8 protein-coding genes and 1 pseudogene are annotated in these 11,073 nt (G+C 71.8%); 5 read left to right on the forward strand and 4 right to left on the reverse strand.

Annotated features, from left to right (window positions below; all coding sequences use genetic code 11):
• Nucleotides 1-3 precede the first annotated feature (3 nt).
• Nucleotides 4-906, reverse strand: a complete 903-nt coding sequence (locus ABZ953_RS36470) for a DUF998 domain-containing protein (RefSeq protein ID WP_361733303.1) — start codon at nt 904-906, stop codon at nt 4-6.
• A 178-nt stretch (nt 907-1,084) separates the two neighbouring features.
• On the opposite strand from ABZ953_RS36470, the gene ABZ953_RS36475 reads away from it, so the two are divergent.
• The 4 genes from ABZ953_RS36475 (at nt 1,085) to ABZ953_RS36490 (ending at nt 5,198) form a co-directional block, all read left to right on the forward strand.
• Complete coding sequence (locus tag ABZ953_RS36475) at nt 1,085-2,194, forward strand: hypothetical protein (RefSeq protein ID WP_361733305.1); 1,110 nt, start codon at nt 1,085-1,087, stop codon at nt 2,192-2,194.
• A gap of 125 nt (nt 2,195-2,319) precedes the next feature.
• Nucleotides 2,320-3,402, forward strand: coding sequence for a GNAT family N-acetyltransferase (locus ABZ953_RS36480; protein ID WP_361733307.1), 1,083 nt, complete (start codon nt 2,320-2,322; stop codon nt 3,400-3,402).
• Between the two features lie 2 nt (nt 3,403-3,404).
• A complete protein-coding gene (locus tag ABZ953_RS36485) occupies nt 3,405-4,637 on the forward strand; it encodes a DegT/DnrJ/EryC1/StrS family aminotransferase (protein ID WP_361733309.1) in 1,233 nt (410 codons plus the stop codon).
• A gap of 30 nt (nt 4,638-4,667) precedes the next feature.
• Entirely contained in the window at nt 4,668-5,198 is a 531-nt protein-coding gene (locus tag ABZ953_RS36490; protein ID WP_361733311.1) for an SRPBCC family protein, read from the forward strand.
• On the opposite strand, the gene ABZ953_RS36495 is transcribed toward ABZ953_RS36490, so the two are convergent.
• On the reverse strand, nt 5,111-6,463 hold the full coding sequence (locus ABZ953_RS36495; protein WP_361733313.1) for an aldehyde dehydrogenase family protein: 1,353 nt from the start codon (nt 6,461-6,463) through the stop codon (nt 5,111-5,113). The genes ABZ953_RS36490 and ABZ953_RS36495 overlap by 88 nt on opposite strands.
• 140 nt (nt 6,464-6,603) lie before the next feature.
• On the opposite strand from ABZ953_RS36495, the gene ABZ953_RS36500 reads away from it, so the two are divergent.
• Nucleotides 6,604-9,741 (forward strand): BTAD domain-containing putative transcriptional regulator, encoded by a 3,138-nt coding sequence (locus ABZ953_RS36500; RefSeq protein ID WP_361733314.1) that lies wholly within the window; start codon nt 6,604-6,606, stop codon nt 9,739-9,741.
• On the opposite strand, the gene ABZ953_RS36505 is transcribed toward ABZ953_RS36500, so the two are convergent.
• Both ABZ953_RS36505 and ABZ953_RS36510 read right to left on the reverse strand, forming a co-directional pair.
• Nucleotides 9,722-10,513 (reverse strand): ABC transporter permease, encoded by a 792-nt coding sequence (locus ABZ953_RS36505; protein WP_361733316.1) that lies wholly within the window; start codon nt 10,511-10,513, stop codon nt 9,722-9,724. The genes ABZ953_RS36500 and ABZ953_RS36505 overlap by 20 nt on opposite strands.
• Nucleotides 10,510-11,073, reverse strand: a pseudogene (locus ABZ953_RS36510) (ABC transporter); the annotation flags it as partial. The pseudogene ABZ953_RS36510 and the gene ABZ953_RS36505, both read right to left, overlap by 4 nt.

Genomic DNA, 11,073 nt, shown 5'->3' on the forward strand with positions numbered 1-11,073 from the left:
CCCTCACACGGCCCGGTCGTGAGGCGGGTCCGGAGGCAGCGGAGAGCCGGGCGACATGGGTGACATGGGAGACACGGGGGACGCGGGAGATACAGGCGGCACGGAGGACACAGGGGACACAGGGGACACAGGGGACACGGGGGACACGGGGGGCACGGACCGGCCGACCCGCGCTCCGGGGCCGGACCCGCCCCGCGAGCGCCAACCAGCGGACAGTCGCCGAATCGGAGCGCCGACAGCGTTCCTGGGGCGCGGCGCCCCCGCGCTGAGCGCGAGCATCGCCAGCCACGCACCCACCAGCAGCACGTGGCACCGCTGGGCGACGCCATGCCATCCGCCGTATCCGATCAGTGGCCCCACAGTGCACAACGACGAGATCAGGGCGGCCCCGCCGACGGATGGCCCCCAGCGGGCGATGAGCTCGGGGCGCCCTCGCTGCCGCGCACACCGGATGAGCAGAGCCATGGAGACGAAGAGGCACAAGTGCACCGAAGCGCTGGTGAGCGTATGGGCGGGGTGCACGGCGCGGCAGTCGCGCTGCAACGAAGGGGCGCACGTCATCGGCATCAGCACATCGGCCACTGACGAGACGCCGAGTCCGGCCAGTGCCCACCACCCCGCCCGGACCATCCGGCCCCCCGTGGCCGCGATGCCACCGGCCGCGGCACCCGCCACGACGAGCAAGGCACAGCTCAGCTCCAGTCCGCCGAACAGCCACCGGTACGGGCTGCCTTCCGCGTACAGCTCGCTCACGTAGGAATGCCGTGCGTCCAACCCGGCCGGGACAACGGCCTGAAGGAGCCACGCGTTGTACAAGAGAGCGGCCACCGCCAGCGGCACGGCCACCGTCCAAGGATGCCCGCCCGGCCCGTGCGTGCGGTGACTGTGCGTCATTGTGCCGATCATGAAGCCTTGGTAGCGGCTTTCGCTGCTGCACGGGGGAGTAGCCCGCCCACGTCACCCGTGCGGGGGTGCCTCCGTGCACGACCGAAGGGCGGCACCTCTCGCTGTCAGTGCTCTGTGTCATCATTCGGGCGCGCCCCAGGGGAGTGGGCCGCGGTCTGCGATTGCCTGGGGGTTGGGGATGGGTGCGGGTACGGAGCCGGACGGCTCGTCCAGATCGGATGAGGAGTGGGATCGGTTTCTGCGTGAGTCGGTGACGGGGGCCGCCGACGCGCCCAAGGAGCCGTCGGCGCGGGCCCGCGAAATGTCGCAGCGGCTGCGTGCGGAGCCCGGCCGCGGTCAGGAGGGCTGGCGCACGCACACGCCCGCGCGGCCCAAACGGCGCACGGGCTGGTACGTGGCCGGGGTGCTGGCCTCACTGGTCCTGCTGGTGGTGGCGCTCATACCGGGCCGGATAGCGGACCTGTTCGCGGGCGACGACTCCGGCTCACCGCCGCTGGGGTCGGAGACTGCCCGGCCGACCCAGGCACCCCCGGCAGAGGCGGCCCAACGCCCCACCAGGGAGCGGCCGTTCCGTGGCTCGCCGGCGGCGAGCTGGGCCGGTGGAGCGGCGGGGATCGCCGTGCCGAAGGCCAAGGCGGTCGGCTGGATGAGTGCGGCACAGGTCGAGCGGGCCCTCGCCCGCAGCCGGGACTTCCTCGTCGGCTCGAGTCTGGACCGCGGGGTGCTGCGGGGCGAGCGTCCCGAGAACGCGATGGCACTGATCAGCCCGTACCAGAAGGACGTCCAAGACCTTCTGAGGACCGCCTTCCGCGCCCCGAGCGAGAAGCACGACCCGCTCCTCCTCTTCAGCCGTTTCCAGCCCTCCCGAGCTCATCTGGTCGGCGACGTCGTGAAGACCCGGGGCAGGCTCACCTATCGGGAGGGCGAGCGCGGCGCGCTCCGGGTGACCGCCGACGTCACGTTCGTCTACCCGGTTACGCGCGCGGACGCGGACGGCGGCGACGACGAGATCGTGCGCACGATCGTCCGGCGCGAACTGGTCCTCAGCTGGGACGACCCCGACAAGGTGAGCACTGAGCCGGGCACGTTCTCGATCGTCTCGTACAAGTACGACATGACCAACGGCGGCTGCGGCGCTCCCACCGGCTACTTCACCCCTCCCTTCGGCACGGACAGCGACCGCCGGACGGACGAGGCCGCCACCGAGATCGACCCCTACGACCGCAGCACACCGGTAGGGAAGGGCAAGTCCCCCAAGGACGAGTGCAGGAAGGCCACGCGGTCCTAGCGTCCGAAACGTGCCGTTCCCCGACGGTCCGCACCCTTGACACATGCGTACGGTTTCGCGACCTTTGAGCTCCAGGTCGAGAACCGTCATGTCGGCCGGGACCGCGGAAGGGCGGTCGGCCTGAGATGGACATCACGATCCACGGGCTCGACGGGCTCGGCGCCTCGCTGCGCGGGGCCTGGCACCGGACGATGGACACGTCACCCCAGTACGCGAACCCGTTCCTGGCACCGGAGTTCGCGGCCGGGGTCGCCAGGCACCGCGGCGGGGCGCAGGTGGCGGTCCTGCGTGAGGAGGGCGAGCCCGTCGGCTTCTTCCCGTACGAACGCAACGCCTTCGGGGTCGGCCGGGCCATCGGTCTCGGGCTCTCCGACTGCCAGGCCCTCGTGCACCGCCCCGGAGTCACCTGGAACGCCCATGAGCTGCTGCGGGCCTGCGGTCTCTCCGTTTTTGAGTTCGACCATCTCGTCGAGGAGCAGCAGCCGTTCGGCGGGTACGTGACGGGGACGTTCGCCTCCCCCGTGCTCGACCTGAAGGCCGGTGAGGAGAGCTACGCGGAGTGGCTGCGCGGCGCCTACCCGGGCCTGGCCAAGACGACGCTGAAGAAGGAGCGCCGGCTCAGCCGCGACGTGGGCGAGCTGCGGTTCGTCTACGACGAGCGCGACCCGAAGGTGCTGCGCACGCTCATGCGGTGGAAGTCGGCGCAATACCGCAGGACCGGCCGCATGGACCGGTTCGCCCGACCGTGGATCGTCGACCTGGTGGACGACCTGTTCCAGGTCCGCGAGGAGCATTTCACCGGCGTGCTCTCCGTGGTGTACGCGGGCGACCGGCCGGTGGCCGCGCACTTCGGTCCGTCGTCGAGCACCGTGTTCGCCGCCTGGTTCACCGCGTACGACCCCGAACTCGGCTACTACTCGCCCGGGCTGCTGATGCATCTGCGGATGGCCCGGTCCGCGGCCAGGGACGGCGTGCGGCTCATGGACATGGGCCGAGGCGAGAAGGAGTACAAGGACTGGCTCAAGACGCGCGAACTGCGCGTGGGCGAGGGGTTCGCGACGCGCCCGCACCCCGTGGCGGCGGCCCACCGGCTGTGGCGCAGACCGGTGCGCGGCCTGCGCAACACGGTCCTCGCCCACCCCGGGCTGCGGGAGCCCGCCGACCGGCTGCTCAAGACCGTCGGAACGCTCCGTACCCGGAAGAGGTGAGGATGCCGTACGGATCGCGGCTCGCCACGGTGATGGCACGGCGGCTGGGACGCCAATGCGTTTACACGCCCTCGGCGCGCCTTGCGCTGTACCTGGCGCTGCGGCACTGGTGCAGACCCGGCGCGCGCGTGCTGATGTCGCCGGTGAACGACGACGTGATCCTCTTCGTGGTCCTCGCGGCCGGGCTGCGTCCGGTGCAGGCCCCGGTCTCCGTATGGGACGGCAACATCGACCCGGCCGCCGTACCGGAGGAGACATGGCGGAACGTGGACGCCGTCCTGACCACGAACCTGTACGGGATACCCGACCGCGTCGTCGAACTGCGCCGCCGCTGCGACCAGTTGGGGATTCCGCTCTTCGAGGACGCCGCCCACGCGATCGGTACGTACGTCGACGGACGGCCGATCGGGACCTTCGGGCAGGCGGCGGCGTTCAGCCTGTCCAAACACGTGGCCGCGACGGCGGGCGGATTCCTCGCAGTCGAGGACGCGGACACCCGCCGCGAACTGGAGGAACTGCGCGACGAACTCCTGACACCGCGCAGCCTCCGCAACGACCTGGCCACCACGCTGCGCCCACTGGCACGTTCGACCGTGCGCGGCCTCCACCTGGTGCGCCCCGTGTGGCGGACGCTGCAACGCCTCGGGATGCTGGAGCGCGACGCCTTCCGCATGGATCTGCGCGCGCCCCGGCTCGCCCGCTGTGCGGCCCGGCCGCCGAGCCTCACCGCGTACGAACCGTGGATACGCGTCGACCTGCACGGCTTCCGGTCCCGCCACGGTGCCCTGGTCCGCGGCCAGTTGGAGCTGCGGACGGCACGGCTGGACGTCGACCTCGCCCGGCGCGGGGCCGGCACCTCGCTCCTCTCGGGCACCGGCTGGGCTTCCCCGGCGGTGCTGCGTGACCGTCCGCAGGGCGACGACCCGCCGCCCCTGTTCCGGGTGCCGCTCCTCGTCCAGGACCGGAACGCGTTGGTGGACCGTCTTGTGCGGCACGGCGTCGTCGCCGGATACCTCTACGATCCGCCGCTCGACGACTACGCGGGCGCGGAGTTCGTCGAGCCGTCCCCTGATCCGATGGTCGCCCGCTGGTTCGCCGCGCACGTGCTGCCGGCCGACCCGCTCCTGGCGCGCAGGATCACCAGGGCGCTGACGAAGGAACGGGCGGCACCGGCGCGCCCACCGCTCGCCTCCCTCGACGATCGAGTGCTTCCCGTCCGAGCTACTGACGGGTAGGGTCGGGAGCCGAGGAACGGAGCATTCCCCATGACCCGCACGTTCACCGTGTCCCGCAGCATCGTGGTCCAAGCGCCGCCCTCGGTGGTGTACGAGCAGGTCAGCCGCCCCACGCAGATGGGCCGCTGGAGCCCGGAGAACCTCGGCGCGACCGTGCCGGAGGCGGAAGGGCCGGCCAGGGTGGGCCTGGTCTTCGACGGCCACAACAAGCGCGGAGCGGTCCGCTGGACCACCCGCTGCACGGTGACCGCCGCTGATCCCGGCAGGCGCTTCGCCTTCCGCGTGCACGCGATCGGCCTGAAGCGCCCGCGCCTGCGCGCCCCCATCGCCACGTGGGAGTACCGCTTCGAAGAAGAGCAGACGGACGACGGGACGGCAGGGGTGGCGACGCGGGTGACCGAGACCTGGACGGACGACCGCCGCTCATGGCCGGATGTCGTGGCGGGCGTCTTCGACCGGATCGCCACGAGAGGTCAGACCTTCGCGGTGTTCCAGGTGGGGAACATCGACAGGACCCTTAGCAACCTGAAGCGGGAACTGGACGGGGTCCCCAGCCGCTGACAGGCGGTGGCCGCCGTAGTGCGGCTGAGTGTGTCGCGCGAGTGTGGCGCTGATGAGGATGGGCGCGACCTCGAGGATCCGGTCGCCGCGGGAGACGTAATTGGCGTGGGGCCCGTAGCCGCCGTAGGGGTCGTTTCCGCGTTCGACGTCGAGGACGGTCTGTCCGATGAGGACGGTGGAGGTCGTGTACAGCGAGCGCGGGACGTCCTCGCCGAAGACCGAGACGTACATGGCGTTCGCGGTGTACTCGTCGCGGGCGAAGAAGGCGTCGAGCTCGGCGGCGTGGTCGTACTCAGTATGTAGAAGACCGGCGCGAAGAATTCGTCGAGCCGGTCGTGGCGCGACAGCGGCCTGACGATGACCGTCGGCTGCACAGTGGCGGCCTCCATGTCGATGCCCCCGCCGTACACGACGTCACCGGCGGCTGCTTCAAGGCGTTGGGCGAGGTCTCGCAGCGGGCGCGGGTTGAGGATGGGCCCTACACGTACCAGCGGGTTGTCGTAGCCGCCGCAGGGGAGTGCGGCCAGGGTGGTGCGCAGCCGTGCGACGAACGCGTCGGCGCGGCTGCTGTGGACCAGGTACGCGTCGGGTCCCGCACAGTCCTGCCCGCCGTTGAACAGCCGGGCCGCGACGATCCTGTCGAACGAGGCGTCCAGGTCGGCGCGGGGCCCGACCACTATGGGGTTGGGGGCGCTGCCCTCGAACACGAACAGGGCCGAGGGGCATGCGCGGCGCACCTGCTCGGCGTTCTCGTACCGCCCGGTGAAAATCACTGTGTCGGCGCGGCGCACGTGGTCCTGGATGAAGGTGCGGCGGGTGCAGTGGATCAGTTCGAGCCTCGTGAAGTACTCGCCGAGCCCGCTCGCGACGAGCACGTCCTTGTGCCACTGCTCGGTGGCCGCGGGCCCGCGCACCGTGACCGCCTCGGCGGCCAAGGAGGGGATGGCGGCGAACAGCACCAGCGAATACAGCGGCAGATTGACGGGCAGGAACACCGCCACCCGTCCGGCCCGCGCGGCCCGCAGGTCCTGCACCTCGCGGTGCAGGTTCCGCAGCGCATCGATGGAGCCGTCGAGTTCGTCGGCGGCTGTCTCGGCGCTTTCGTGACGCGTGAGAACGTCCATCAACTCCGCGCGCCGCGCCGCGAGATGGTCGGCCGCCGCGGCCGCGGCCGCCAGATCGTCCGCAAGGTTCATCCGCCGTGCCGTGCGGCGTTCTTGGACGTCGGGGATGGGCTCTTCGGCCAGGTATGTCACGGGTGTCACGGGTGTTACGGGCGTTACGGGCAATGCGGATGTCACGTGTGTCTCCATGTGCGCCGGGAGTGGTCAGGTTGCTGTTCGGTGCGCGAAAGCTACCGGTTGTCCTCCGGCGACGCCTGAGAGCCCGGGGCTAACCTGCACGGGTGAGCACCGACTTGACCCTGCTGCCGCGTGTCGCCTGTCGCGGACAGGAGGTCACCGCACCACGCCTCCGCGACCTCCTCGCGCTGCTCGCCGACGACGTGCGTACCGGGTGCGGCACCGAGCGCCTCGTGGCGGGGCTGTGGCCGGACGAACTGCCCGAACGGCCGGGAAAGGCCCTGCAGGTCCTCGTGTCCAGGGCGCGGGCACTGCTCGGCGCCGACATCATCGCCAGTACGCCGACCGGCTACCGGCTCGCCCTCACCGAGGCCCAGGTCGACAGCTCCGCGCTGCTGCTGCACGCCGCCGCGAGCGCGGAGCGGGCCGGAGCCGGGGACCACGACGCATCGCTGGCGGAGGCCGAGGCCGGACTCGCCCTCTGGGAGGGGACCCCTGATGAGCCGGGCGCCGACGACCCCGTAGCCGCGTTGCGCGCCCGGCACGCCCCCGTGCACGGTGAACTCGTCCGCGCACAGGCGCTCGCACTCGCCCGTCTCGGGCGGCACGCGGAGGCGGCCGGGCCGCTGACCGTCGCCGCCGCGGAGCACCCGCGCGACGAGGAAGTGCTCGCCGCACTGCTGCGGGGCGAGGCGGCGACGGCCGGCCCCTCCGCCGCGCTGACCCGCTACGAGGCCTACCGACGCGAACTGCGCGACGAACTCGGCACCGAGCCGGGCGCCGGGCTCAGGGCCGTACAGCAGGAACTGCTGCACGAGCAGGCGCCCGTGACCAGGCGCGGCGTCCCGCACGAGCCCAACCGGCTGCTGGGCAGAGACGCGGACATCACAGCGGTGGAGCGGCTGCTGCGCGCCTCCCGCGCCGTCACCGTCGTCGGTCCCGGCGGCCTCGGCAAAACCCGGCTCGCCCACGCCGTCAGCCGCCGGGCCGAGCAGTGCCTGGTCCACTTCGTGCCGCTCGCCGGTCTCACCGCGGACGAGGACGTGGCCACAGAGGTGGCCTCCGCACTCGGCGCGGGCGACGTACGCCACGGCGTCGTAGGCGGCCCCGCCCCCGCTGACCCGGTCGCCGGAATCCTCGGCGTGCTCGGCCCCGGACCCGCCCTGCTGGTCCTCGACAACTGCGAGCAGGTCGTCCGGGGCGCCGCAGCCCTCGTACAGGCCCTGGTCTCGTCCTCGGCCTCGCATCAGCTGCGGGTACTCACCACCAGCAGAGCCGCACTGGACCTCACGTCGGAGGCGGTGTACGCACTGCCCGGGCTCGGACTCGACACCTCGGTCGAGCTGTTCACCCAGCGGGCCCGGGCCGCCAGGAACGGCGTGGAGCTGCCGCCGGACGCGGTGACCGCGCTCTGCCGCCACCTCGACGGGCTGCCGCTCGCCGTGGAGCTGGCCGCGGCGCGGGTACGGGTCCTCTCGGTGCCCCAGATCGCCCGCCGGATCGGCGACCGTTTCGCGCTCCTTCGCGGCGGCGCACGCGACACCCCGGACCGCCACCGCACACTCCACGCGGTCGTGGAGTGGAGCTGGAACCTGCTCTCCGAGAACGCCAGGGCGGCGCTGCGCACCCTCTCCGTCTTCCCCGGCGGCTTCTCCGCCGAGGCGGCGGACCACGTGCTGGGTGAGGACGCGCTGTCGCTGCTCGCGGAGTCGGCCGAGCAGTCGCTGCTCACCGTCGCCGACACCCCGTCCGGAGCCCGGTTCCGGATGCTGGAGACCGTACGGGAGTTCAGCACGGCCCGACGGGCGGAGGCGGGCGAGGACGAGGAGGCCATCGGCCGACTCCTGTCCTGGGCACGGGAGTTCGGGATCACCCACCACGACTGGGTTTTCGGCCCGGACCCGAGGACCGCCGGGGAACGGATCAGGACGGAGCAGGACAACCTCGTAGCGGCCCTGCGGCACGCCACGGCCCGCACGGACGGCCCCACCATCGCCGCCCTCACCGCAGTCCTCGCCGCCCTGTGGTCCACCGACTCCAACTACCCCCGCCTCGCCGCGCTCGCCGCAGAGACCGGCCCGCCCCTGTCGCACTACCGCCCCGAACCGGAGTACGTCGAAGTCGCCCGCGCCGCAGCCGTGCTGTGCACCGCGATCCTGTTCATGGACTACGGCCCGCACGCCGGTGTCGTACGACAGCTCGTCACCCTCCGGCGGCTGCCACCGGCCCCGCCGGACACCCTGCTCCGCGCCGCCGCGGTCGTCCTGAGCGCGGTCCCCGAGATGCTGCCTCCCCACTACGAAGCACTGCACGAGCTCTGCGCCGACGAGCAGCCGCTGGTGGCCGGCATCGCCGAGTGCGTCGCCACCTACGTCTGGGAGTCCGAGCACGACATCGACCGCGCGCTCGCCTCGGCCCGTCGTACGGTCGCCGCACTCGCACCGGTCGCCACCCCGTCCCTGCAGGTCATGGGCCACTCCCGGCTGAGCGAGCTGTGCCTGAAGACGGGGCGGGGAGAAGCCGCGTACGGGCATCTCAGAGTGGCCCTCGCCGCGCTGCCCCGACTCGGCGACGAACACGACTACATAGGCATCCGCAGAGGTCTCGCCCTCGCCTGCCTGCAGCGCGGCGACCCCGACGAGGCCGAGGCCTGGTTGCGGCAGGCGGCAGGCGACAACACCCCGCAGCACGACGACTTCTACAGCCCCGATCTCGGCGGGCGCGCCGAGATCGCGCTCGCCCGCGGGCTGACGGAGGCAGGCCTCGGCCTCTGGCGCAGCGCCGTCGAACGGATGCCGGTGGCAGGCTCGATGCTCCCGGGCGACCCCTGGCTCGACCCGTGGGCGCTGCAGATCCAGGCCGCAGCGGTGACGGCACACGCCCACGCCGACCGCCTCGAACGCGTCGTGGAGCCCCTCGCGCGCCTGCGGCGGCTGCTGCGGACGCTGCTCCTGAGCCCGCCCCGCACCCCCACGGAACTCCCGGTGCTCGGGACGGTGCTGCACGCCCTCGGCATGGCGGGGCTCGTGTCCGGCGACGCGTGTGCCGTCCGGATGATCGCGCTGGCCGAACGCCTGCGGGTGTTGCGCGAGTTCCAGCCCACGATGTCGGAAGCTCGCGCCAGGCAGGCCGCGGAGAACACCGACGGGGCGGCGTACGCCGACGCGGTGTCGGAGTACGCCGCCCTTGACCGGAGCGAGCTGCGGGAGGCAGCCCGCGCGCTCACCTCGGGTCGCGGTTGAACTTCGCGGTCGACCAGAAGTAGCCGAGCACCGCCAGGCCCAGGCACCAGGCCACGGCCAGCCAGCCGTTGTGGCCGATCTCGGTGCCGAGCAGCAGGCCGCGCAGGGTTTCGATGGCGGGGGTGAACGGCTGGTACTCGGCGATCGGCTGGAACCAGCCCGGCATGGCGTCGACCGGGACGAAGGCGCTCGACACCAGCGGGAGCATCATCAGCGGCAGCGCGTTGTTGCTGGCTGCCTCGGGGTTCGGGGCGGCCATCCCCATGCCGACCGCGATCCAGGTGAACGCGGTGGCGACGAGCGTGAGCAGCCCGAACGCGGCCAGCCACTCCAGAGCGGAGGCGTCCGTGGACCGGAAGCCGATGGCCACGGCCACGACGCCGACGAGTGCCGTACTGAGGATCGACTGCAGCACGCTGCCGACGGCGTGCCCGACGAGCACGGACCCGCGGTGGATCGCCATCGTGCGGAAGCGGGCGATGACGCCCTCGGTCATGTCCATCGAGACGGAGACGGCGGTTCCCGCCGGGGTGGCGCCGATGGCCATCAGCAGGATGCCCGGGACGAGATAGGCGATGTAGTCGGAACGGTCCGCGCCGCCACCACCGATGCCCACGCTCATCACGTCGCCGAAGACGTAGACGAAGAGCAGCAGAAGAACGATGGGCGTCAGCAGGATGTTCAGGGTGAGGGAGGGGTAGCGGCGGGCGTGCAGGAGGTTGCGGCGCAGCATGGTGGACGAGTCGCGGAGGGCGGGGGCGAGGGCGCTCATCGGACGTTCTCCTTGGGCTGGTTCTGCTGCTGGGCGGGGATGGTGGCGGGGGCGGTGAGGGCGAAGAAGACGTCGTCGAGGTCGGGGGTGTGGACGGTGAGTTCGTTGGCCTCGATGCCGTGCGTGTCCAGGCGGTCGAGGATGGTGCGCAGGGCGCGTTGGCTGCCGTCGTAGGGGAGTTGGAGGGTGAGGGCTTCGTCGATGGGGGCACCCCCTGCTCGAGCTAGGCCGAGAGCTTGGGGGATGGTGGTGTCGGGGAGGGTGTGGGCGGCGGTGCGGTAGGTGTGGGGGTCGGTGAAGCGCAGGCGTACGTGGCCGCCGGGGATGAGGCGCTTGAGTTCTTCCGCGCTGCCCTCGGCGGCGATCTTGCCGTCGTGGAGTACGGCGATGCGGTCGGCGAGTTCGTCGGCTTCTTCGAGGTATTGGGTGGTGAGGAAGACGGTGACGCCGTCGGCGACGAGGGAGCGGATGATCTGCCACATGGTGTGGCGGGAGCGGGGGTCGAGGCCGGTGGTGGGCTCGTCGAGGAAGATGATGCGGGGGTTGCCGACCAGGGTCAT

The organism is Streptomyces sp. NPDC046465, assembly GCF_040646035.1.
GTDB lineage: Bacteria > Actinomycetota > Actinomycetes > Streptomycetales > Streptomycetaceae > Streptomyces.

Excerpts from the sequence above, each read along its gene's own strand:
- ABZ953_RS36470 (WP_361733303.1), bottom strand. The coding sequence starts at position 906 with ATGATCGGCACAATGACGCACAGTCACCGCACGCACGGGCCGGGCGGG.
- ABZ953_RS36475 (WP_361733305.1), top strand. The coding sequence starts at position 1,085 with ATGGGTGCGGGTACGGAGCCGGACGGCTCGTCCAGATCGGATGAGGAG.
- ABZ953_RS36480 (WP_361733307.1), top strand. The coding sequence starts at position 2,320 with ATGGACATCACGATCCACGGGCTCGACGGGCTCGGCGCCTCGCTGCGC.
- ABZ953_RS36485 (WP_361733309.1), top strand. The coding sequence starts at position 3,405 with ATGCCGTACGGATCGCGGCTCGCCACGGTGATGGCACGGCGGCTGGGA.
- ABZ953_RS36490 (WP_361733311.1), top strand. The coding sequence starts at position 4,668 with ATGACCCGCACGTTCACCGTGTCCCGCAGCATCGTGGTCCAAGCGCCG.
- ABZ953_RS36505 (WP_361733316.1), bottom strand. The coding sequence starts at position 10,513 with ATGAGCGCCCTCGCCCCCGCCCTCCGCGACTCGTCCACCATGCTGCGC.